Consider the following 21,123-nt stretch of genomic DNA (forward strand, 5'->3'; position numbering starts at 1 on the left):
CCATGTCCTCCACACCCCGTCCCGCCCTCTTTGCCGACCTGCTCCTGCTCGCGGTCGCCCTGGTATGGGGCTCCAGCTACGGTGTCGTCAAAGAGGCTCTGTTGGTCTATCCGGTGCTGGGGCTGGTCTCGCTGCGCTTTGCGCTGACCTTCGTCCTGCTGTCGCCCGCACTGCGGGACTTACGCGGCCTGGAGCGCGGCGACGCGACGGCCGTGGCCGGCGCCAGCCTGCTGCTGCTTTGCATCTTCATCGCCGAGACCTTCGGCGTGCGGCATACGCAGGCGTCCAGCGCCGCGTTCCTCATCAGTCTTTGCGTCGTGCTGACGCCCCTGGTGGAGTGGATGTGGCTCAAGCGCGTGCCGCGCCCCATCGAATGGGTGGCGGCAGGCATGTCGCTGGCCGGTGCTTTCCTGATAGGCGGCGGCAGTCTTTCACTGACGCCTGGGAATACCTTGATGATCCTGGCCGCCCTGCTGCGCGCCGTGAACGTCTGCGTGACCAAGCGTGCCATGCAGTCGGGACGCGTACCCGCCTTGGCCTTGACCGCGGCGCAGTCCGGCGTGGTGGCGGTCGGCTGCCTGCTGCTTGCCTGGCTCACGGGACGCGATCAATGGCAGCCTCTGCCTTCCTTGGCCGGCCATCCCGCGTTCTGGGGCTATGTGGGATATCTGGTGCTGGGCTGCACGCTCTTCGCGTTCTTCGTGCAGAACTATGCGGTGCATCGCAGCAGCGCCACGCGCGTGGCGCTGCTGATGGGCAGCGAGCCGGTCTTTGGCGCACTGTTCGCCTACATCTGGCTGGGCGAGAGGCCGACCCCGTCGTCCTGGGCGGGCGGCGCGCTCATCGTCGCCGCATCTGCTTTCGCGACCCTCGCAACAAAGACCTCATGCGCCGCGAACAAGGCATTGAGCGCCGCGGGAAAACCGGCATAAACCGCCATCTGCATGAACACCTCGACGATCTCGTCGCGGGTGCAGCCCACGTTCAGCGCCGCCTCGATGTGGACCTTCAGTTGCGGCTGGGCGTTGCCCAATGCCGCGAGCGCCGCGATCGTGGCGATCTCGCGCGCGCGCAAGTCGAGCTGCGGGCGGCTGTAGATGTCGCCGAATCCGAATTCGATCATCAGCCGCCCGAAGTCCGGCGCAACGGGCGCGAGCGCGGCGACCACGCGCTCGCCCGCCTCGCCGTCGATCTGCTTCAGTTTTTGCCAGCCTTGCCGGTAACGGTCCTCGTCCGTGCGTGCAGTGTCGATTCCTTTATCCATGACGAATCCTTTTCCTGTGTTTGGGTTGGGAAGTTGTCGTCATGTCCAAGCGCCATTTGCGCCGCGGTTTCATACCAGGCGATCTTGTCCGTGATGGCGACAAGACTGGCCTGCAGGTCGGCAAGGCGCGACAGCACACCATCGCGATGCTCGGCCAGCATTCTGCACCGCGCGCCGTAAGTCGCCTCGCCCTGGGCCCGCAATTCGGAAAACGCCTGTATGGAGGCGATGGGCATGCCCGTCGCCTTCAGCCGCATCACGAATTGCAACCAATCCAGGTCGGCCGGCGAATACAGCCTGTGTCCCGCACTGCTGCGCCCGATCGGGCGCAGCAGTCCCGCCTGCTCGTAGTAGCGCAGCGTATGGGGGGAGACACCGATGGCCCTTGCCACCTGGCCGATGGTTAGCGTTTTCGACATGACGGACTCAAGATTGGGACTTCGAGTGCACTCCAAGTCAAGCACCGCATGCACGCCAGCCGAAAACAGCCAAAAAAGGCTCAGGCTGCCTTCCCAAACCCCAGGTAGCTTTCGATCACCCGCGGATTGCCCGCCAGATCGCGGGCCGGGCCGTGCAGCGCGATCTCGCCGGTTTCCAGCACATAGCCGTAGTCGGCCACCTGCAAGGCCGCCCGGGCATTTTGCTCGACCAGGAGAATCGCCACGCCCGTCTCGCGCAGGCGCGCGATAATGTGGAAGATCTCGCGCACGATGCGCGGCGCCAGGCCCAGGCTGGGCTCGTCCAGCATCAGCAGGCGCGGCTTGGCCATGAGGGCGCGCCCCACCGCCAGCATCTGCCGTTCGCCGCCGGACAGCGTACCGGCTTCCTGCTCGCGGCGCTCGCGCAGGCGCGGGAACAGGTCGTAGACCTCATCCAGCGTAGCGCGCCAATTGCGTTCGCGCGCCCGGTAGCGGCGAAAGCCGCCCAGGAGCAGATTGTCTTGCACCGACATAGTGCCGAACAGCTCGCGCTTTTCCGGCACCAGCGACATGCCGGCCGCGACACGGCGCTCGACCTTCCAGCCGCGCACCTCACCGCCGTCGTAGCGCACCGTGCCGCTGGCATGACCGGTCTGCGGCAGCGAGCCCATCACCGCATTGAGCAGCGTGGACTTGCCCGCGCCGTTGGCGCCGATGACGGTGACAATGCTGCCCGCCGTCACCGACAACGAGGCGCCGGTCAAGGCACCGACCTTGCCATAGCGTGCCGACAGGTCCTGCACTTCGAGTAGGGGAGATTGGCTCATGCCTGTGCCTCCGCGCCACGCAGCGATTCGGGCAGGTCGTCGTCGATACCGCCCAGATAGGCTTGCAGCACCACGGGGTTCTCGCGGATCTCGGCCGGCGGGCCTTCGGCCAGCTTGGTGCCGAAGTCCATCACGACCAGATGATTGGTCAGGCGCATCACGAACTCCATATCGTGCTCCACCAGCAGGATGCTCAGGCCTTCGTCGCGCAATTGCTCGAGCACCTGGGCCAGTTCCTGCTTCTCTTTGTAGCGCAGGCCCGCCGCCGGCTCGTCGAGCAATAGCAGGACTGGGTCGCAAGCCAACGCCCGCGCGATTTCCAGGATGCGCTGCTGGCCCAGGGCCAGGTTGCCGGCCTGTTCGTACAGATAATCGCCCAAGCCCACACGTTGCAGTTGCAGCGCGGCTTCGTGCAGCAATTGCGCCTCTTGTGCGCGATCGGTGCGCAAGGCACCCGCGAGCACGCCAACATGATTGCGCAGATGCGCGCCCAGGGCCACGTTCTCGAGCACGGTCATGGTGGACAGCAGTTGCACGTGCTGGAAGGTGCGGCCCACGCCACGGGCGGCGATGCTGCGCGCCGGCAGGCCGCTGAGGGTCTCGCCCAGGAAGCGCACCTCGCCGCGCGTGGCCCGTATCACGCCGCTGACCAGGTTGAACGTGGTGCTCTTGCCCGCGCCGTTCGGACCGATCAGGCCCATGATCTCGCCGGCGCGCATGCCGAAGGAAATGTCGTTAACCGCCACCAGGCCGCCGAATTCTTTACGCAGGCCCTCGACCTGAAGCACGGTCTGCCCTGCCTGGGGCCGCTCGCGGCGCGGCAAGGCCGGCGCCTGCGCGGGCGCGGCAAGGCCGGTGCCTCGACCTGCGCGGCCCGAAGCTCCCGCTCCCCCCAATCGCGCCCACCAGGCGGTCACAATAGGCCACACGCCGCCGCTGGCGTACTGCAGCATCAGAATCATCAGGATGCCAAAGCCGATGAGTTCGAAATTCGATTGAGAATGCAGCAATAGCGGCAGCAGGTTCTGCAGCTGGTCCTTGATGAACAGGATCAGCGCCGCGCCCAGGATGGCGCCCCATACGCTGCCCGACCCCCCCACCACCACCATAAACAGGTATTCGATGCCCACGGGCAGGCTGAACGGGCTGGGACTGACGGTGCGCTCCATGTGCGCGTAAAGCCAGCCCGACACGCTGGCCAGGAGCGCGGCCCAGACGAAGACGACGATCTTGTACGAGCCGGTGTCCACGCCCATGGACTCGGCCATGTAGGCGCCGTTCTTGATGGCGCGGATGGCGCGCCCGGGGCGCGAATCAAGCAGGTTGCTGCTGGCCCAGGCACCCAGCAGCACGCAGGTCCAGATCAGGAAATAGATGTGGCGCCCCTGCATGAGGGAAACACCGAAGAACGAGATGGGCACGATGCCGGAAATGCCATCGTGCTGGCCCAGCGCCTCCATATTGCCGAACAGGTAATACAGCGACAGACACCAGGCGATAGTGCCCAACGGCAGATAGTGGCCCGACAGGCGCAGGGTGATCAGGCCCAGAAGCCAGGCCACCACACCGGTCAGCATCAGACCGGCTGCCAGGCCCAGCCAAGGCGAAACGGCGTACTTGGTGGTGAGGTAGGCCGTGGCGTAGGCGCCCAACCCGACGAAGGCCGCCTGCCCGAACGAGGTCAGCCCGGCAACACCGGTCAGCAGCATCAGGCCGGTGGCTACCAAGGCTGCCAGGCCTATGTAGTTCAGTTCGGTGATCCAGAATTCGGGCGTGGCCGACATGAGCGGCAGCACGGCCAGCACGATCAGAAACACCCATAGGACGTTACGGTTTTTCATCATGGCGCTCACTCCTCGTCGTCCGTCTGGCGGTGGCTGAGCGAACGCCAGACCAGCACCGGAATGATCAGCGTGAACACGATGACCTCTTTGTAGGAACTGGCCCAGAACGAGGAGAACGATTCCAGGATGCCCACCAGCAATGAGCCCGCTGCCGCGATCGGGTAGCTGATCAGTCCGCCAATGATGGCGCCCACGAAACCCTTCAGACCGATGAGAAAGCCCGTGTCATAGTAGATTGTGGTGATGGGTACGATCAGGATGCCCGATACCGCGCCGATGGCCGCGGCCAGGGTAAAGGTGAGTCCGCCCGACATGGCGGTGCTGATGCCCATCAGCCTGGCCCCGCGGCGATTGACCGCGGTGGCGCGCAGAGCGCGGCCATATAGCGTCTTGCCAAAGAAGAGCCACAGCGCCACGATGAGCAGCGCGCAGACGACCACCACGAACAGGCTCTGGGCCGACCAGGTCCCGAAACCCAGGTTGATCCGCCCCTCGATGAAGGACGAAGTGCGCCAGCCTTCGGCGCCGAAGACGATCAGGCCCATGCCGACCAGGGCGAAGTGCACGGCAACCGACACGATCAGCAGCACCAGCACCGACGCCTCGGCCAACGGGCTGAAAACAATGCGATAGATCATGGGTCCCATGGGCACCACCAGCAGCAGGGTCAGCAGCATGTCGACCCACACCGACGTATGGGGGCCGGCATAGGCGCGCACCAGCCAAAGCAGCAGCAGGGGCAGCGCCACGCAGCTGGCCAGAACGCCCGGCATCGCCGACCACGAGCCGCTGCGCAGGGCACGCACCAGCTCCAGCACCAGCACCACCAACCCCAATATGGGCAGCAGATATGCCGTTCCCGGCACCCGGCCTCCGGTCAGCATGGCCAGCGTCAGGGCACCGAAGGTCACGAATTCGCCCTGAGGGATGAAGATGACGCGCGTGACGGCGAACACCAGCACCAGGGCCATGCCCAACAGGGCATAGACGGCGCCATTGACCACGCCGTCCTGCAACAGGATCAGTGCAATGGAGAAGTCCACGTTTTTCTATCTTCTAGGAAAAGAAAACACGCCGCCCCGATCGGGGCGGCGTGCAGAGCAGGCCGATTTACAGATCGGGCTGGTATACCCACTTGCCGTCCACGACCTTGACCATGACGCGCGCGCGATCGTCCAGGCCGGCATGGTCGGTGGGGGTCATGGTGAACACGCCCTGCGAAGCGGCCAGGTCCTTGGTTTCTTCGATGGCGTCACGCATGGCCGAGCGGAAGGCCGGCGTGCCCGGCTTGGCGCCCGTCTTCAGCGCCTTGGGCAGCGCATTGAGGATGAGCTGACCGGCATCCCAGACGTGGCCGCCGAAGGTGCTGAGCGAACCCGCGCCGTATTTCGCCTCATAGGCATTGACGAACACCATGGCCGACTTCTTGACCGGATTGCTGTCGGGCAACTGGGCGGCAACCAGCAGCGGGCCGGCCGGCAGCAGCATGCCGTTACAGTCCTTGCCGCAGACGCGCAGCACGTCGTTGTTGGCCGCACCGTGGGTCTGGTAGATCTGGCCGGCGTAGCCGCGGGACTTGAGCTCGCGCTGCGGCAGCGCCACCGGCGTGCCGGCGCCGGCGATCAGGACAGCGTCGGGATGGGCCGCCACCAGCTTGAGCACCTGACCGGTGACGCTGGTATCGGTGCGGCTGTACTTCTCGGTATCGACGATCTTGATGCCCTTGGCCGCGGCAGCCTTGGTCATCACCTTCAGCCAGCTATCGCCGTAGGCATCGTTAAAGCCGATGAAGCCCAGGGTCTTGGTCTTGGCCTTGACCATGGCGTCGGCCAGCGCGCCGGCCATCAGATCGTCGTTCTGCGGCGTCTTGAAAACCCAGTGCCGCTTGGCGTCCATGGGCGAGACGATGGAGGCGCTGGCGGCCACGCTGATCAGCGGCACCTTGAGTTCGGCGGCCACATCGACCATGGCCAGCGAGCTGGGCGTGACCGAAGATCCGACCAGCACATCGACGTTGTCGTCGGTGGCCAGCTTGCGCGCGTTGCGCACCGCCGCGGTAGTGTCGGTGCCGTCATCGAGCACGATCCATTGAATTTTCTGGCCGTCCGCCTCCGTGGGCAACAGGGTCGCGGCGTTGCGTTCGGGGATACCCAGCGAGGCGGCCGGACCGGTCTCGGACAGGGTCAGGCCGATCTTGACCTGGGCGGCGGCCGCCAGGGGCAGGGCCAATGCCAGAACGGCAACGATTTTTTTCAAGCCCGAGGCGGCGCATACGCCGGTACGCTTAGTCATGTCTGTCTCCTTTGTTCGACTTCGGGGTAGGTGGCCGGACGGCCTTCTTGTGAGCCGAGTTGCGCAATGTTATACAAAATTTAGCATCTTATGCCGTAATTTGTATCAGATTCGAATCCATCGAAAACCCGTATATATAGTTAACACGTTATCAATTTAGAACTCGCTGTGCAATACGGTGTAACCCGCGCGCAATGGCGCGCCCCAGGGCAAGGCCACCCCCTATGGATTAAGATGATTGTCTTCGCCATCGCCCGCCGGATCGGCAGGCATTTCGGGAAACACCATGGACAAGATACGCAAGACCGAAGACGCGTGGCGCGCCCAGCTGACACCGCAGGAATTTGCCGTCACCCGCGAAAAGGCCACCGAACGCGCCTTCACCGGTCGCTACTGGGATACCTTCACGCCCGGCATCTACCGCTGCGTGGCCTGCGGCACGGCGCTGTTCGCCTCGGACACCAAATTCGACGCCGGCTGCGGCTGGCCCAGCTACTTCGAGGCCCTGGCCCCGGACCTGGTGCGCGAAGAACAGGACACGACCCTGGGCATGGTCCGCACCGAAGTGCTGTGCAATGTCTGCGACTCGCACCTGGGTCACGTCTTTCCCGACGGCCCCCCGCCCACGGGGCTGCGCTATTGCATCAATTCGCTGGCGCTGAGTTTCGAACCCGAGGCCAAATGAAGAAGTTCCTGTTCGACCTCTTACCGCTGATCCTCTTCTTTGTCGTCTACCGGTACGCCGACATCTATGCGGCCACGGCTACGGCGGTGGTTCTTTCGATCGCGCAGATCATCTGGCTCAAGGCCACCCGCAGAGCCATCGAGACCACGCACTGGATCAACCTCGCGGTCATCGTGCTGTTCGGCGGCGCGACGCTGCTGCTGCACGATGACGCCTTCATCAAATGGAAGCCGACGGTGCTGTACTGGATCTTCGGCGCCGTGCTGATCGGCGGCCGGATGACGGGCCGCAATCCCATGCGCAAGCTGATGGGCCAGCAGATCGTCCTGCCCGAAACCGCCTGGAACAAACTGAACTTCAGCTGGGCGCTGTTTTTCCTGGCGGCCGGCTTCATCAACCTGTATGTCGCATTCTCGGGCCGCTTCACCGAAGCGCAGTGGGTCAGCTTCAAGGTTTTCGGCCTGATGGGGCTTTTGCTGGTATTTGTGATCGGCCAGTCCATCTGGCTGAGCCGCCACATGCAGCGGGACCAAGTCGACTCTTCCGCGGACCGCGGCCCGGGTAACACCCCATGACCGGCGATCGCCTCGCGCTGATCCGAGAGCGGCTGGCCAGCCTCGCGCCGGTCAGCCTCGCCGTCGAAGACGAGTCGCATCTGCATGCCGGGCACGCCGGCGCTCAGGGCGGCGCTGGACACTATCGGGTACGCATCGTAGCCAGCTGTTTCAAGGGTCTTTCCCCCGTCGCGCGCCATAGGCTGGTGTATGATCGCCTGAGCGATCTCATGCCCCATGCCATCCATGCGCTGGCCATCGAGGCACAGCCGCCCGCAGGGACGACATCCGAAACATCCCCGGCCCGTTAGCTTGCTCGTGTTAAAGGCCTTTCTGCTTTCTTTTTCCAGACCTCCAAGGACTTGCATTACATGAAACGCATCATCATGCTGGCCGCCGCCTGCGCGCTCGCCCTGCCCGCCTTTGCCTTTGCGCAGAATGTGGCCACCGTCAACGGCAAGCCCATCACGCAAAAGAACGTGGACGAATTCGTCAAGCTGCTGGTCAACCAGGGCGCTACCGACTCGCCCCAACTGCGCGATCAGGTCAAGGAAGAACTGATCAATCGCCAGATTTTCGTGCAGGCCGCCGAGAAAGACGGCGTGGCCAAGCAAGCTTCGGTCCAAACCGAAATCGAGCTGGCTCGCCAGGGCATCCTGGTGCGCGCCCTCATGAACGACTACCTGGCCAAGCACCCTGTCACCGACGCCCAGGTCCAAGCCCAGTACGACAAGCTCAAACAACAGCAGGCCGGCAAGCTGGAATACGACGTCAGCCACATTCTGGTCAAGGACGAAAAGACCGCCGACGACCTGCTGGCCCAGATCAAGGCCGATCCCAAAAAGTTCGCCGACCTGGCCAAGAAGAACTCGCAAGACCCCGGCAGTGCTGGCAATGGCGGCGACTTGGGCTGGGCTCCCGCTACCAACTATGTGCCGGCCTTTGCCGAAGCGGTGACCAAGCTGAAGAAGGGCGAGATGGTCGACAAGCCGGTGCAGACGCAATATGGCTGGCACATCATCAAGGTCAACAACACCCGTCCGGTCCAGTTCCCTGCGCTTGACCAGGTCAAGCCTCAGATCGAGGAAATGCTGCATCAGCAACTGCTGGCCGACTACCAGAAGAAGTTGCACGACGCGGCGAAGATCAAGTAATCCGCGCATCGGATAGGCAAATCCGGAAGCCCACGCAGGGCTTCCGGATTTTTTTCGCCATGCGCGCGCAAATAAATAGGGGGTGGACTGCCAACCAGCAGCTCAGCCCTATATCGGACCCGCACGGCAGGCAACCCCGCACCACGACAGGGATTGCGCTCAATCGCAGGCACGAATCAAGGGCGGCCGCACACGAATAGTGCGCCCACCGTGCCCTGCCACATCCCCCAGCATTGATACATCGCGCGCAAAAGCGTTGCCTTGCCGCGATTCGCCCATATCCGCAACATTGGCACGCCTTTTGCTTGATGGGTTCTTGTCCGACCTACACGGTCGTCCTACCAACGAAGGAGTCCTTCATGGATCGCAGACAAGTCCTCAAACAAATGAGCGCCGCGGGTCTCATGGCCGCCACCAGCTGGGTGCCCCGCGCCTTCGCCGCAAGCGGCGACACGATCAAGGTCGGCGTGCTGCATTCGCTGTCAGGAACCATGGCCATCTCCGAGACGGCCCTGAAAAACCTGGCTCTGATGTCCTTCGACGAGATCAACGCAGCCGGCGGCGTGATGGGCAAGAAGATCGAGCCGGTGGTCGTCGACCCGGCTTCGGACTGGCCCACCTACGCCACCAAGGCCCGCGAACTGATCAGCCAGGACAAGGTCGCTGTCATATTCGGCTGCTGGACCTCGGTGTCGCGCAAGTCGGTTTTGCCCGTCCTCAAGGAGCTGAACGGTCTGCTCTTCTACCCGGTGCAGTACGAGGGCGAAGAACTCGAGCACAATGTGTTCTACACCGGCGCGGCCCCCAACCAGCAGGCCATCCCCGCCGTGGAATATCTGATGTCCAAGGACGGCGGTGCAGCCAAGCGCTGGGTGCTGCTGGGTACCGACTACGTGTACCCGCGCACCACCAACAAGATTCTGCGCGCCTTCCTGCACAGCAAGGGCGTCAAGGACGCCGACATCTACGAGGAATACACCCCCTTCGGCTTCTCCGACTACCAGACCATCGTCGCCAAGATCAAGGAATTCGCCACCGGCGGCAAAACAGCTGTGGTCTCGACCATCAACGGTGATTCGAACGTGCCTTTCTACAAGGAACTGGGCAACTCCGGCATCAAGGCGACCGACATTCCCGTCGTGGCCTTCTCGGTGGGCGAGGAAGAACTGCGTGGCGTGGACACCAAGCCGCTAGTCGGCCAGTTGGCTGCTTGGAACTACTTCGAATCACTCAAGAACCCGACCAACGCCGAGTTCGTGAAGAAGTGGAAAGCCTATGCCAAGGCCCAGAACCTGCCCAACTGGCAGACCGCCGTCACCAACGACCCGATGGAAGCCACCTACATCGGCATCCACATGTGGAAGCAGGCCGTCGAGCAGGTCAAGACCACCGATGTCGACAAGGTGATCGCGGCCATGGGCGGCCAGCGATTCAAGGCGCCGGACGGCTACACCGTCGAAATGGACAAGACCAACCATCACCTGCACAAGCCCGTGTTCATCGGCGAAGTGCAGGCCGACGGCCAGTTCCAGATCGTGTGGAAGAGCAAGGGCCTGATCCGCGCCGAACCGTGGAGCCCCTACATCCCCATGCCGAGCAACGCAAAAACCTAACCGGAAAAGGGCGGCCATGCATCACGCGGTTTTTCTGGTACGGCTGCGCCAAGCGTTGTTGAGCTCGATACTGGGCACGATGCTGAGTCTGGCCTGCCTGCCCGCCTGCGCTCAGGCACAGGGCACAGCGCCAGCGGCGGCATCGGGCGCCAGTGCGCTGGGTGCAGCGGCGCCGCAAGCGCAGCAACCCAAGGCGGCTGACCTGGACACATCCTTGCTGTCGCTGCTCGCCAGCGACAGCAGCGACGACAAAATCGCCGCGATCAACAAGCTGAGCAGCCTGTCCGACCCGCGCGCGGCAACGCTGCTCCAGGACCTGGCCGACGGCAACGTTTACGCCACGCCTGACAATAAGCTCTACATCAGCAATGACAATGGCGCCACCGGCAAAGACCCGCTGACGGGTGCGAGTCAGCCCATGCCCGACGGCTCGGACACACTGGTCATAAACAACCGCGTGCGCGGCGCCCTGGACGACGCCCGGGCAATCGCCCGACTGCACGCGCCCAGGGCGGCAGACAGGCTGGCCGCGGCCCAATTGCTGCAGCAGTCCGGCAACGAAGCGCTGCTGCCCATCGTGGATCAGGCCCTGCAGAAGGAAACCGATTCCAGCGTACATTCGGCTCTGCAAATCCTTCAGGCCCGCCTGCGGCTCTCGTCCAAGGACCCGGCCGTGCGCGCCGCCGCCGCACGCACGCTGGGCGCAAGCGGCAATGCGTCGTTTCGCCCCATGCTGCAGGCTCTGCTCCAAAAGAATTCCAACGGCAGCTATATCGAATCCGACGCCACGGTGCGCGCCGCTGCAGCCGCCGCGCTCGAACATATCGACCGGTACATGAAGATGATCGAATGGGCCGGCAACGTTTTCTACGGACTGAGCCTGGGCAGCGTGCTGCTCCTGGCGGCCCTGGGTCTGGCCATCACCTTCGGCTTGATGGGTATCATCAATATGGCGCACGGCGAACTGCTCATGATCGGCGCCTATGCCACCTATGTCGTGCAAACCATTTTCCGACATTGGCTGCCAGGCTTGATGAACTGGTATGTGGTGGCCGCCCTGCCCGTGGCCTTCGTCGTCACGGCCTTGGTGGGCATGGTGCTGGAGCGCACCGTGATCCGCTGGCTGTATGGCCGGCCTCTGGAAACCCTGCTGGCTACCTGGGGTATCAGCCTAATCCTGATGCAAGCCGTGCGCTCGATCTTCGGCGCACAGAACGTCGAAGTCTCCAACCCGAGCTGGATGTCCGGCGGCTTTAACCTGACGGACGGGCTGGTCATCACCTACAACCGCCTGGCCATCATCGTCTTCGCGCTGCTGGTGGTGTTTTTCGTGTGGCTGCTGCTCAATCACACGCGGCTGGGCCTGTTTGTTCGGGCCATCACGCAAAATCGCAGCATGGCCGACTGCGTGGGCGTACCCACGGGTCGCATCGACATGCTCGCTTTCGGTCTGGGTTCGGGCATCGCCGGCCTGGGGGGTGTGGCGCTGTCGCAATTGGGCAATGTAGGGCCGGCCCTGGGCCAGAGCTACATCGTCGACTCCTTCATGGTGGTGGTCCTGGGCGGCGTGGGCCAGTTGGCCGGCACCGTGATCGCCGGCCTGGGCCTGGGCTGGATCGACAAGTTCCTCGAACCGTACTCCGGCGCGGTCATGGCCAAAATCACCATCCTCGTTTTCATCGTGCTATTCATACAAAAGCGCCCGCAGGGCCTGTTTGCCCCCAAAGGCCGGAGTGCCGAATGACTCTCGCGCTCATCACATCGGCCGCCCCCCATGAAAGCCCTGGCTTTCCGGGGGCGCACGAGCGGGGGCCGAAATGACCACCGCCGCCGACCTCATGCGTCTGAACCGCCGGCAGCTGTTCCCGCCCAAGGTCTGGATCGCGCTCGTCATCGCCATTCTCGTCATGGCTGCGCTGCCGGCGCTCAACCTGTTCTTGCCCGCGGGGTCTGCGCTGCATGTCTCGGACTACACCATCACGGTCTGCGGGCGTTTCATGTGCTATGCCATGGCCGCGCTGGCGCTGGACCTGGCGTGGGGCTATGCCGGCATCCTGTCGCTGGGCCATGGCCTTTTCTTCGCCCTGGGCGGCTATGCGCAGGGCATGTACCTGATGCGCGCCATCGGCCACGATGGCTCTTACCACAGCCACCTGCCCGATTTCATGGTGTTCCTGAACTGGAAGCACTATCCCTGGTACTGGGCCTTCACCGACCACTTTCTCTACGCCATGCTGCTGGTGGTGCTGGTGCCGGGCGCGCTGGCTTTCGTGTTCGGCTACTTCGCCTTCCGCTCGCGCATCAAGGGCGTGTACTTTTCCATCATCACCCAGGCGCTGACCTACGCCGCCATGCTGCTTTTCTTTCGCAATGAAACGGGCTTCGGCGGCAACAACGGATTCACCGACTTCAAACGCATCCTGGGCTTTGACATCACCCAGCCCACCACGCGCGCAGCGCTCTTCTGGATTACGCTGGCCATATTGGTGCTGGCGCTCATCGTGGCCCGCTTGGTCACGCAATCCAAGCTCGGGCGCGTGCTGACCGGTGTGCGCGATGCCGAGAACCGGCTGCGCTTCCTGGGTTACGAACCGCTGGGCTTCAAGCTCTTTGTCTGGACGCTGTCGGCAATCCTGTGCGGCATCGCCGGCGCCCTGTACGTGCCGCAGATCGGCATCATCAACCCCAGCGAGATGTCCACCTCCAACTCCATCGAGATGGTGATCTGGGTGGCGGCCGGCGGACGTGGCACGCTGATCGGGCCCATCATCGGCGCCGGCGTGATCAATAGTCTCAAGCTCTGGTTCACCAGCGCCTTCCCTGATTACTGGCTGTATGCGCTGGGCCTGGTGTTCGTGCTGGTCACGCTGTTCCTGCCGCAAGGTATCGTCGGACTCGTGCGCCAGATCGCCGCGCGCATCGGCCGCAAACGGATCCAGGACGAAAACCTTGGCGGCCAGAACGTGGAGCGCGTGAAATGAGCACGGACAACCGGCTGAACCCCGGTGGCCTGGACACCACCCACGGCGTCATCCTCTACCTGGAAGACATTACCGTCAGCTTCGACGGCTTCAAGGCCCTGAACAAGCTCACGCTGGACATCGGCGTGGGGGAACTGCGCTGCGTCATCGGCCCCAACGGCGCCGGCAAGACGACCATGATGGATGTCATCACCGGCAAGACGCGGCCTGCCTCGGGCCGCGCATTCTTCGGCCAGACCATGGACCTGACCGTGCTGTCCGAAGCACAGATCGCCCACCAGGGCATAGGTCGCAAGTTCCAGCGCCCCACGGTGTTCGAGAACCACACGGTGTTCGAGAACCTCGAACTGGCCATGAAGACCGACAAGCGCGTCAAGCCCACCCTCTTCTCGCGCCTGAGCAGCGAACAGGCCGATCGTATCGCGCAGACGCTGGACCTGATCCGCCTGGGCCCGCTGGCCGGCAGGGTTTCGGGGCTGCTCTCGCACGGCCAGAAACAGTGGCTGGAGATCGGCATGCTGCTCATGCAGGAACCACGGCTCCTTCTGCTCGACGAACCCGTAGCCGGCATGACCGACGCCGAGACCGAGCGCACCGGCGAACTGCTCAACGCGTTGCACGGCAAGCATTCGCTGATGGTGGTCGAGCACGACATGGATTTCGTCACGCAGATCGCCGGTGAAGGCAAGGTGACGGTCCTGCACGAAGGCTCGGTGCTGGCCGAAGGCCCCATGGCCGCAGTACAGGCCGACCCGCGCGTGGTCGAAGTCTATCTGGGCCGCTGAACGGGACGACACGACATGCTGGACGTAAAAGACATCAATCAGTATTACGGCGGCAGCCACACGCTGCGCGGCATATCGCTATCGCTTGCGCGCGGGGAGTGCCTGGCTCTGCTGGGCCGCAACGGCGTGGGCAAGACCACGCTGCTCAAGTGCTTGATGGGCGTGCTTCCAGTCGCGCGCGGCGGGATGGCCCTGGACGGCATCGACATCACCAGGCTCACCCCGCACCAGCGGGCCCACCTGGGCATGGCCTACGTTCCCCAGGGCCGCGAAATCTTCGCGCGCCTGACGGTCGAGGAAAACATCATCATGGGCATGGCCACCAAACCGGCCGCCAAGGCGCGGCGCATCAAGCAAGAGATCTTCGAACTTTTTCCCGTGCTCAAGTCCATGCTGGGCCGGCGTGGCGGCGACCTGTCCGGCGGCCAGCAGCAGCAATTGGCGATCGCGCGGGCGCTGGTGGCCGAACCCAAGCTCATCATCCTGGACGAGCCCACCGAAGGCATCCAGCCTTCCATCATCAAGGACATAGGCCGTGTGATCCACATGCTGCGCCAGCGCGGCGACATCGGAATCCTGCTGTGCGAGCAGTATTTCGAGTTCGCCAAGGAGCTGGCGGACCAGTTCATCGTGCTGTCGCGCGGAGAAGTCGTGGCGCGGGGGGACCGCAGCCAGATCGACAGTGATGATGTACGCAAGCTTCTCTCGGTATGATCCGCCTTGCGCCGCATCGCGGCCATCGTCAACGTAATGCGCAAGCTGATGCAAACGGGCCGGCGCCCGCTTACGATAGGACTCATGTTCTCGCCGGACCATTCGACCATCGTCGTGCTGGCTTGCATCGGCATCACGATCGCCGCCTTGAAAATGAAAAGCCACACGGATTTCCTCTAGAGCGTCGGTCAAGTTGGCGTCTCTGATAAATAGGCAATATCGCACTGCAATGCGCTCGATGCCTCAAGATCCTAGCCCCATGTGCCATGTCCGTGGCGCTGCGGTGCCGTCGCGCCCCGCCCAAGCCCCATCGCCAGACTCGGCGCATGCGGACTGGCATGCCCGGCTACACCTGGGCTTTGCCCGCCGGGGGGAGCGCACCGTGCTGGCCGAACGCCACCACCACGGTCCGCTCACGGTGCAAAAGCCACTCTATCCGGAGGGCTACGACGTCTGCCACGCCGTGATCGTGCATCCCCCAGGCGGGCTGGCTGCGGGAGATCGGCTGCACATCGCACTGGACGTGCAGGCTGATGCCCGTGCGCTGCTCACCACGCCCGGGGCCACCAAGTGGTACCGGAATACGCCGGAGCGGCCCGCCAGCCAGACCCTAGACATTACCGTGCGGCAGGACGCCCGCCTGGACTGGCTGCCACTGGACAACATCTTTTTCGACCGCTGCCATGCCCACCAGCAATTGACCGTTCGCCTGTACGCCGGCGCCACGGCGCTGGGCTGGGATGCCGCGCTGCTGGGACGCCGCGCCAGCGGCGAAAACTGGAGCGATGCCAGCCTGCGCACTCGGACCCGCATCGTCGGAGCCGACGGCCGCCCGCTCTGGGAGGAGCGCCAGCACCTGCATAGTGCCAGCCCCATGCTCGCGGCCCCGCAAGGCCTGGACGGCCGGCCGGCTTATGGCACGCTGTGGGCCGCCGGGCCGGCCTGCACCCCCGAACTGGCCCAATCGCTGGCCGATTCGCTGCCTTTTGGCGACGCGCTGCGCGCAGGCGCCACCGCGCTACCCGGCGGGCTGATGCTGGTGCGCGCAGTGGCGCGCGAACCCGAATCCATGCAACAACTCTTCAAGCAGCTGTGGCTGCGGCTGCGGCCGCTGGTCCATGGCATTCCAGGCCGGGCGCTGCGCCTCTGGGCCACCTGAATCCCGGCATTGATTCGTCCACTCGGTCGCTTCCCTATGAAACTGACTCCGCGAGAAAAAGACAAACTGCTGATCTTCACCGCCGCGCTGCTGGCCGAGCGGCGCCGCGCGCGCGGTCTCAAGCTCAATCATCCCGAGGCCGTGGCCTATCTCAGCGCCGCGCTGATGGAAGGCGCGCGCGACGGCCGCAGCGTGGCCGAGCTGATGGACTACGGCGCCACGCTGCTCACGCGCGAGGACGTGATGCAGGGCGTGCCAGAAATGATCCCCGACGTGCAGATCGAGGCCACCTTTCCCGACGGCACCAAGCTGGTCACCGTGCATCACCCCATCGCCTGAACGCTTTAATCCAAAGGACGCGCCATGATTCCCGGAGAAATTCTGCCGCTGGACGGCGAAATCGAACTCAACGCAGGTCGCACCACCTGCTCGGTGAGGGTCGCCAATACCGGCGACCGTCCCGTGCAGGTGGGTTCGCACTACCACTTCCATGAAGTCAACGCCGCACTGCAGTTCGACCGTGAAGCGGCGCGCGGCTTTCGCCTGAACATCACCGCCGGCACCGCCGTGCGCTTCGAACCCGGCCAGGCACGCACCGTGGAGCTGGTCGAACTCGCCGGCGAACGCACCGTCTACGGCTTTGCCGGCAAGATCATGGGGAAACTTTAATCATGGGCAAGATCGGGCGCCGCGCCTACGCGGAAATGTTCGGGCCGACCACGGGCGACCGGGTTCGGCTGGCCGACACGGACCTGCTGATCGCCGTCGAGCGCGACTACACCGTCTACGGCGAGGAGGTGAAATTCGGCGGCGGCAAGGTGATCCGCGACGGCATGGGCCAGTCGCAGCGCATGGCCGCGCAGGTGGCCGATACCGTCATCACCAACGCCCTCATCCTCGATCACTGGGGCATCGTCAAGGCCGATGTGGGCATCAAGGACGGGCGCATTCAGCGCATCGGCAAAGCCGGTAACCCTGACATCCAGCCCGGCGTGGACATCGTCATCGGTGCGGCCACCGAAATCATCGCTGGCGAAGGCAAGATCCTGACTGCCGGCGGCATCGATTCGCATGTGCATTTCATCTGCCCGCAGCTCATCGACGAAGCGTTGACTGCCGGCATCACCACGCTGCTGGGCGGGGGCACCGGGCCCGCCACCGGCACCAACGCCACCACGGTCACACCCGGCCCCTGGCACATCGAACAGATGCTGGCCGCCGTGGACGGCTGGCCCATCAATATCGGCCTGTTGGGCAAGGGCAACGTCAGCCAGCCCGGACCGCTCATCGAGCAGATCGAGGCCGGCGCCATCGGCCTGAAGCTGCACGAGGACTGGGGATCGACGCCGGCCGCGATCGACTGCGCACTCTCGGTCGCGGACCAGACCGACACACAGGTGGCCATCCACACCGATACGCTCAACGAGGGCGGCTTCATCGAGGCCACGGTGGATGCCATCGCCGGCCGCACCATCCACACCTATCACACCGAAGGCGCGGGCGGCGGGCACGCGCCCGACATCATCAAGATCGCGGGCCACGCCAACGTGCTGCCCTCCTCGACCAACCCGACGCGGCCCTATACCGTGAACACGGTGGACGAGCATCTGGACATGCTGATGGTGTGCCACCATCTGGATTCCGGCATCGCCGAGGACGTGGCCTTTGCCGAGTCGCGCATTCGCCGCGAAACCATCGCGGCCGAAGACATCCTGCACGACCTGGGCGCGATCTCGATGATGTCCTCGGACTCGCAGGCCATGGGGCGCATCGGCGAGACCATCCTGCGCACCTGGCAGACCGCGCACAAGATGAAGGTGCAACGCGGCGCCCTGCCCGGCGACGGACTGGCTGACAACCTCCGGGCCCGGCGCTATGTCGCCAAATACACCATCAACCCCGCCATCACGCACGGCATCGCGCACGAGGTAGGCTCGGTGGAACCCGGCAAATGGGCCGACCTGGTGCTCTGGGACCCGGCTTTCTTCGGCGTCAAGCCCGAGCTGGTGCTCAAGGGCGGGCAGATCACCATGGCGCTGATGGGCGACCCGAATGCGTCCATTCCCACACCGCAGCCGGTGCATTACCGAGAGATGTTCGGCGCGCGCGCCGGCGGCCTGACGCGCAACTCCATTACCTTCGTATCGCAGGCGGCGTTCGACGCCGGCGTCGCCGGCAAGTACCGCCTCGCCCGCCGGGTGGTGCCCGTCAAGGGCATACGCGGCAAGGGCAAGAAGGACATGATCCACAACGACTGGATGCCACGGATCGAGGTGGATCCCGAAACCTACCAGGTGGTGGCCGACGGTCAATTGCTGACTTGCGAGCCGGCGACGGTGCTGCCTATGGCGCAGCGGTATTTCTTGTTCTAGATTTGGCGTTGTCTTTATTTATAAACACCTGGATATGCTACGCATTGAAAAAATGATGGAAGGCAATGTCGCGGCGGCTCTGCGCAAGCGGGCGGCCTTGCTGACGCTGCCTTATGAAGACCGGTGCCGCAGCCGCCTGGCCGCGACGCTGGACGATGGGCGCGAGGCCGCCCTGTTCCTGCCACGCGGCACTATCCTGCGCCACGGCGCGATGCTCGTGGCGACCGATGGGACCTTGGTCCAAGTGGCCGCTGCCTCACAGCCTGTCATGCGCGTCGCCAGTCCCGATCCGCTTTTGCTGATGCGCGCCGCCTATCACCTGGGCAACCGCCACACGCCCGTGCAGATCGAGGTGGATGCCCTGCGGCTTGAGCACGATCCGGTGCTGCGGGACATGTTGCTGCGCCTGGGTGTGCAGGTAACCGAAGCGCTGGAGGCCTTCGACCCGGAAGGCGGCGCCTACGGCGGCGGACACAGGCATGGGCACGATGCGACATACGCGCAAGACCATGCCCTGGCGCAGGAGGCCTATGCGCATCGGCATGGGCACGGCCAGGAACACGCACATGGCCCGGACTGCGATCATGGTCACGATCACGCGCATGATCATGATCCCGCGCACGATCATGATCACTCCCAAGACCATGACCACGACCGCCCACACAGCCATGGCCACGGACACAAGCACTGATGGCGTCCTGCGGCGATACCTCCACCGGCGCCCCGGCCCTGCGCGAGTTGGCGGCCCTGCTGCAGCTGGCCTCGCCTGCCTTGCCCATCGGCGCCTTCAGTTATTCGCAGGCGCTGGAAGCTGCAATCGACGCCGGCCTGGTCTCGGATGCCGAAAGCGCCCGGCGCTGGATCGCCTCGGGCCTGGACTTGCTGGCTGGCGGCGACGCGGTTCTGCTGCTCAGGCAATGCCGCGCCTGGCACAGCCACGACATGGCCGCCGTGAGTCAGTGCAACGACACGCTCCTGGCCTGGCGTGAATCGTCCGAGCTGCGCCTGGAAACCGAGCAGATGGGCGGTTCGCTCGCGCGCCTGGCGCAAGACCTGCAATGGGGCGGTCCCGAGTTGCGCGCCCGGCTCGCCGAGCTGAAACCCATCGCGCTGCCGACCGCCTACGCTTATGCCGCCACGGCCCTGGGCATCGACGAGGTCCACGCGCTGACCGCATGGCTCTATTCCTGGCTGGAAAACCAGACGGCGGCCGCGCTCAAGGCCATTCCGCTGGGCCAGGTGGCCGGCCAGCGCATCCTGTACGGCCTGCGCGAGGCCGTCTCCCAGGCCGTGCAGCGCACCCGCGATTGCGCCGACGAAGACATCAGCACCTTCGCTCCCATGCTGGGAGTCTTGTCGTCCAGGCACGAGACGCAGTATTCGCGTCTTTTCCGTTCTTGATCAACGAATCCATGGATCATCATCCGATCATGCAAACACGCACCAAGAAGAACCCTCCCCTGCGCGTGGGCATCGGCGGCCCGGTCGGATCGGGCAAGACCACTCTGCTCGAAATGCTGTGCAAGGCCATGCGCGCCAAGTACGACCTGGTGGTCATCACCAACGACATCTACACCAAGGAAGACCAGCGCCTCTTGACCGTCGCGGGCGCCCTGCCGCCCGAGCGCATCATGGGCGTGGAAACCGGCGGCTGCCCCCATACCGCCATACGCGAAGACGCCTCCATCAATCTGCACGCGGTCGAGGTCATGCTGGAGAAATTCCCCGATGCCGATATCGTTTTCATCGAATCCGGCGGCGACAACCTGGCCGCCACCTTCAGTCCGGAACTCTCCGACCTCACGCTCTATGTGATCGATGTCGCCGGCGGCGAGAAAATCCCGCGCAAAGGCGGACCGGGCATCACCAAGAGCGACCTATTGATCGTCAACAAGACCGATCTGGCCCCCCTGGTGGGCGCTTCGCTGAAAATCATGGAAGAAGACACCCAGCGCATGCGCGGCGCCAGGCCTTATGTGATGAGCGACATGAAGTCCAAGGCAGGGCTGGAGCGCATCGTCCAGTTCATCGAGGCCAAGGGCCTGCTGGAAGCCTGACGGAAGGCGCCTTGCCTACTCGGATGCCGCGCGCCTGAAATGCGGCAGCGGCTGCGACACGTCGCCCTGATAGAAACCCTTGAAACGCGTGAACTGGCGCTCAGCGTCGGCCAGGTCCGCGCCTTCGCTGAGCACGGCCACATCGAAGCCGCAGCGTGCCATGTGTACGAGCTGGTCGATCAGCACATCGCCGGTGGCGCGGATCTCCCCCTTGAAGCCCTGGCGCTGGCGCAGCAGGCGCGCCTGGCTGAAGGCACGGCCGTCCGTGAACTTGGGAAAGCTCAGGTCGATGCGCTCCACGCCGGCCAGATCCAGCGCCAACGGATCGGCGTCGTTGGGCAGCGCGATGGCCTGGGAATCGTTGGCCGGCACCCGGTGCTCGGCGGCAGCGATGATTTTCATG

Annotated in this window: 24 protein-coding genes and 1 pseudogene; 18 read left to right on the forward strand and 7 right to left on the reverse strand. The window is 64.3% G+C overall.

The genetic code is table 11. From position 1 onward, the window contains the following. Positions 1-2: 2 nt before the first annotated feature. Positions 3-806 (forward strand): annotated as a pseudogene (locus H143_RS0100685) (DMT family transporter); the annotation flags it as partial. Here the strand turns inward: H143_RS0100685 and H143_RS21845 are convergent. From H143_RS21845 to H143_RS0100715, 6 genes are all read right to left on the reverse strand, one after another. Further along, complete coding sequence (locus tag H143_RS21845) at positions 788-1,264, reverse strand: carboxymuconolactone decarboxylase family protein (RefSeq protein ID WP_081626979.1); 477 nt, start codon at positions 1,262-1,264, stop codon at positions 788-790. The pseudogene H143_RS0100685 and the gene H143_RS21845 sit on opposite strands and share 19 nt — an antisense overlap. Beyond that, on the reverse strand, positions 1,198-1,683 hold the full coding sequence (locus H143_RS0100695) for a MerR family transcriptional regulator (RefSeq protein ID WP_019936301.1): 486 nt from the start codon (positions 1,681-1,683) through the stop codon (positions 1,198-1,200). Before H143_RS0100695 ends, H143_RS21845 begins: the two co-directional genes overlap by 67 nt. Positions 1,684-1,763: 80 nt before the next feature. Continuing rightward, positions 1,764-2,510 carry an ABC transporter ATP-binding protein gene (locus H143_RS0100700; protein WP_019936302.1) on the reverse strand — a complete coding sequence of 249 codons (747 nt, stop codon included), beginning with the start codon at positions 2,508-2,510 and terminating at the stop codon, positions 1,764-1,766. Next, positions 2,507-4,354, reverse strand: a complete 1,848-nt coding sequence (locus H143_RS19635) for an ATP-binding cassette domain-containing protein (RefSeq protein WP_019936303.1) — start codon at positions 4,352-4,354, stop codon at positions 2,507-2,509. Before H143_RS19635 ends, H143_RS0100700 begins: the two co-directional genes overlap by 4 nt. 5 nt (positions 4,355-4,359) lie before the next feature. Further along, positions 4,360-5,397 (reverse strand): branched-chain amino acid ABC transporter permease, encoded by a 1,038-nt coding sequence (locus tag H143_RS0100710; RefSeq protein ID WP_019936304.1) that lies wholly within the window; start codon positions 5,395-5,397, stop codon positions 4,360-4,362. Positions 5,398-5,464: 67 nt separating this feature from the next. Beyond that, entirely contained in the window at positions 5,465-6,646 is a 1,182-nt protein-coding gene (locus H143_RS0100715) for an ABC transporter substrate-binding protein (protein ID WP_019936305.1), read from the reverse strand. Between the two features lie 286 nt (positions 6,647-6,932). On the opposite strand from H143_RS0100715, the gene msrB reads away from it, so the two are divergent. The 17 genes from msrB (at position 6,933) to ureG (ending at position 20,720) form a co-directional block, all read left to right on the forward strand. Continuing rightward, entirely contained in the window at positions 6,933-7,331 is a 399-nt protein-coding gene (gene msrB / locus H143_RS0100720; protein ID WP_019936306.1) for a peptide-methionine (R)-S-oxide reductase MsrB, read from the forward strand. Beyond that, entirely contained in the window at positions 7,328-7,906 is a 579-nt protein-coding gene (locus H143_RS0100725; protein WP_019936307.1) for a septation protein A, read from the forward strand. Before msrB ends, H143_RS0100725 begins: the two co-directional genes overlap by 4 nt. After that, entirely contained in the window at positions 7,903-8,196 is a 294-nt protein-coding gene (locus tag H143_RS0100730) for a BolA family transcriptional regulator (RefSeq protein WP_019936308.1), read from the forward strand. The genes H143_RS0100725 and H143_RS0100730 overlap by 4 nt, the downstream gene beginning before the upstream one ends. A gap of 60 nt (positions 8,197-8,256) precedes the next feature. Continuing rightward, the gene (locus tag H143_RS0100735; RefSeq protein WP_019936309.1) at positions 8,257-9,039 is read left to right on the forward strand and encodes a peptidylprolyl isomerase; all 783 of its coding nucleotides are present in this window, start codon (positions 8,257-8,259) and stop codon (positions 9,037-9,039) included. A gap of 359 nt (positions 9,040-9,398) precedes the next feature. Next, positions 9,399-10,652 carry an urea ABC transporter substrate-binding protein gene (gene urtA / locus H143_RS0100740; RefSeq protein WP_026349594.1) on the forward strand — a complete coding sequence of 418 codons (1,254 nt, stop codon included), beginning with the start codon at positions 9,399-9,401 and terminating at the stop codon, positions 10,650-10,652. 16 nt (positions 10,653-10,668) lie between these two features. Continuing rightward, entirely contained in the window at positions 10,669-12,396 is a 1,728-nt protein-coding gene (gene urtB, locus H143_RS0100745) for an urea ABC transporter permease subunit UrtB (protein ID WP_019936311.1), read from the forward strand. 73 nt (positions 12,397-12,469) lie between these two features. Next, a complete protein-coding gene (gene urtC / locus H143_RS0100750; RefSeq protein WP_019936312.1) occupies positions 12,470-13,633 on the forward strand; it encodes an urea ABC transporter permease subunit UrtC in 1,164 nt (387 codons plus the stop codon). Continuing rightward, on the forward strand, positions 13,630-14,418 hold the full coding sequence (gene urtD / locus H143_RS0100755) for an urea ABC transporter ATP-binding protein UrtD (RefSeq protein ID WP_019936313.1): 789 nt from the start codon (positions 13,630-13,632) through the stop codon (positions 14,416-14,418). Before urtC ends, urtD begins: the two co-directional genes overlap by 4 nt. Positions 14,419-14,433: 15 nt before the next feature. After that, positions 14,434-15,132, forward strand: coding sequence for an urea ABC transporter ATP-binding subunit UrtE (gene urtE, locus H143_RS0100760; RefSeq protein WP_019936314.1), 699 nt, complete (start codon positions 14,434-14,436; stop codon positions 15,130-15,132). A gap of 6 nt (positions 15,133-15,138) precedes the next feature. Then, complete coding sequence (locus H143_RS21850) at positions 15,139-15,312, forward strand: hypothetical protein (RefSeq protein WP_019936315.1); 174 nt, start codon at positions 15,139-15,141, stop codon at positions 15,310-15,312. Between the two features lie 79 nt (positions 15,313-15,391). Next, positions 15,392-16,291, forward strand: a complete 900-nt coding sequence (locus H143_RS0100770) for an urease accessory protein UreD (RefSeq protein WP_019936316.1) — start codon at positions 15,392-15,394, stop codon at positions 16,289-16,291. 36 nt (positions 16,292-16,327) lie between these two features. Next, complete coding sequence (locus H143_RS0100775) at positions 16,328-16,630, forward strand: urease subunit gamma (RefSeq protein ID WP_019936317.1); 303 nt, start codon at positions 16,328-16,330, stop codon at positions 16,628-16,630. Between the two features lie 24 nt (positions 16,631-16,654). Continuing rightward, positions 16,655-16,960 carry an urease subunit beta gene (locus H143_RS0100780; protein ID WP_019936318.1) on the forward strand — a complete coding sequence of 102 codons (306 nt, stop codon included), beginning with the start codon at positions 16,655-16,657 and terminating at the stop codon, positions 16,958-16,960. 2 nt (positions 16,961-16,962) lie between these two features. After that, a complete protein-coding gene (gene ureC / locus H143_RS0100785) occupies positions 16,963-18,663 on the forward strand; it encodes an urease subunit alpha (protein ID WP_019936319.1) in 1,701 nt (566 codons plus the stop codon). Between the two features lie 34 nt (positions 18,664-18,697). After that, positions 18,698-19,354 (forward strand): urease accessory protein UreE, encoded by a 657-nt coding sequence (gene ureE / locus H143_RS0100790; RefSeq protein WP_026349597.1) that lies wholly within the window; start codon positions 18,698-18,700, stop codon positions 19,352-19,354. After that, the gene (locus H143_RS0100795; protein ID WP_019936321.1) at positions 19,354-20,064 is read left to right on the forward strand and encodes an urease accessory protein UreF; all 711 of its coding nucleotides are present in this window, start codon (positions 19,354-19,356) and stop codon (positions 20,062-20,064) included. Before ureE ends, H143_RS0100795 begins: the two co-directional genes overlap by 1 nt. A gap of 29 nt (positions 20,065-20,093) precedes the next feature. Next, on the forward strand, positions 20,094-20,720 hold the full coding sequence (gene ureG, locus H143_RS0100800) for an urease accessory protein UreG (protein ID WP_033365766.1): 627 nt from the start codon (positions 20,094-20,096) through the stop codon (positions 20,718-20,720). A 15-nt stretch (positions 20,721-20,735) separates the two neighbouring features. Here ureG and H143_RS0100805 read toward each other — a convergent pair whose 3' ends face one another. Then, entirely contained in the window at positions 20,736-21,122 is a 387-nt protein-coding gene (locus H143_RS0100805; protein ID WP_019936323.1) for a DUF934 domain-containing protein, read from the reverse strand. Position 21,123 lies beyond the last annotated feature (1 nt).

The sequence above is a fragment of the Bordetella sp. FB-8 genome (assembly GCF_000382185.1).
In the GTDB taxonomy this organism is placed as follows: domain Bacteria; phylum Pseudomonadota; class Gammaproteobacteria; order Burkholderiales; family Burkholderiaceae_B; genus Bordetella.

Excerpts from the sequence above, each read along its gene's own strand:
- ureE (WP_026349597.1), top strand. The coding sequence starts at position 18,698 with ATGCTACGCATTGAAAAAATGATGGAAGGCAATGTCGCGGCGGCTCTG.
- urtE (WP_019936314.1), top strand. The coding sequence starts at position 14,434 with ATGCTGGACGTAAAAGACATCAATCAGTATTACGGCGGCAGCCACACG.
- H143_RS0100700 (WP_019936302.1), bottom strand. The coding sequence starts at position 2,510 with ATGAGCCAATCTCCCCTACTCGAAGTGCAGGACCTGTCGGCACGCTAT.
- H143_RS0100775 (WP_019936317.1), top strand. The coding sequence starts at position 16,328 with ATGAAACTGACTCCGCGAGAAAAAGACAAACTGCTGATCTTCACCGCC.
- H143_RS0100730 (WP_019936308.1), top strand. The coding sequence starts at position 7,903 with ATGACCGGCGATCGCCTCGCGCTGATCCGAGAGCGGCTGGCCAGCCTC.
- H143_RS0100805 (WP_019936323.1), bottom strand. The coding sequence starts at position 21,122 with ATGAAAATCATCGCTGCCGCCGAGCACCGGGTGCCGGCCAACGATTCC.
- H143_RS21845 (WP_081626979.1), bottom strand. The coding sequence starts at position 1,264 with ATGGATAAAGGAATCGACACTGCACGCACGGACGAGGACCGTTACCGG.
- H143_RS0100795 (WP_019936321.1), top strand. The coding sequence starts at position 19,354 with ATGGCGTCCTGCGGCGATACCTCCACCGGCGCCCCGGCCCTGCGCGAG.
- H143_RS0100735 (WP_019936309.1), top strand. The coding sequence starts at position 8,257 with ATGAAACGCATCATCATGCTGGCCGCCGCCTGCGCGCTCGCCCTGCCC.
- H143_RS0100715 (WP_019936305.1), bottom strand. The coding sequence starts at position 6,646 with ATGACTAAGCGTACCGGCGTATGCGCCGCCTCGGGCTTGAAAAAAATC.
- msrB (WP_019936306.1), top strand. The coding sequence starts at position 6,933 with ATGGACAAGATACGCAAGACCGAAGACGCGTGGCGCGCCCAGCTGACA.
- ureC (WP_019936319.1), top strand. The coding sequence starts at position 16,963 with ATGGGCAAGATCGGGCGCCGCGCCTACGCGGAAATGTTCGGGCCGACC.
- H143_RS0100725 (WP_019936307.1), top strand. The coding sequence starts at position 7,328 with ATGAAGAAGTTCCTGTTCGACCTCTTACCGCTGATCCTCTTCTTTGTC.
- urtB (WP_019936311.1), top strand. The coding sequence starts at position 10,669 with ATGCATCACGCGGTTTTTCTGGTACGGCTGCGCCAAGCGTTGTTGAGC.
- H143_RS0100780 (WP_019936318.1), top strand. The coding sequence starts at position 16,655 with ATGATTCCCGGAGAAATTCTGCCGCTGGACGGCGAAATCGAACTCAAC.
- H143_RS19635 (WP_019936303.1), bottom strand. The coding sequence starts at position 4,354 with ATGATGAAAAACCGTAACGTCCTATGGGTGTTTCTGATCGTGCTGGCC.
- urtC (WP_019936312.1), top strand. The coding sequence starts at position 12,470 with ATGACCACCGCCGCCGACCTCATGCGTCTGAACCGCCGGCAGCTGTTC.
- urtD (WP_019936313.1), top strand. The coding sequence starts at position 13,630 with ATGAGCACGGACAACCGGCTGAACCCCGGTGGCCTGGACACCACCCAC.
- ureG (WP_033365766.1), top strand. The coding sequence starts at position 20,094 with ATGCAAACACGCACCAAGAAGAACCCTCCCCTGCGCGTGGGCATCGGC.
- urtA (WP_026349594.1), top strand. The coding sequence starts at position 9,399 with ATGGATCGCAGACAAGTCCTCAAACAAATGAGCGCCGCGGGTCTCATG.
- H143_RS0100695 (WP_019936301.1), bottom strand. The coding sequence starts at position 1,683 with ATGTCGAAAACGCTAACCATCGGCCAGGTGGCAAGGGCCATCGGTGTC.
- H143_RS0100770 (WP_019936316.1), top strand. The coding sequence starts at position 15,392 with ATGTGCCATGTCCGTGGCGCTGCGGTGCCGTCGCGCCCCGCCCAAGCC.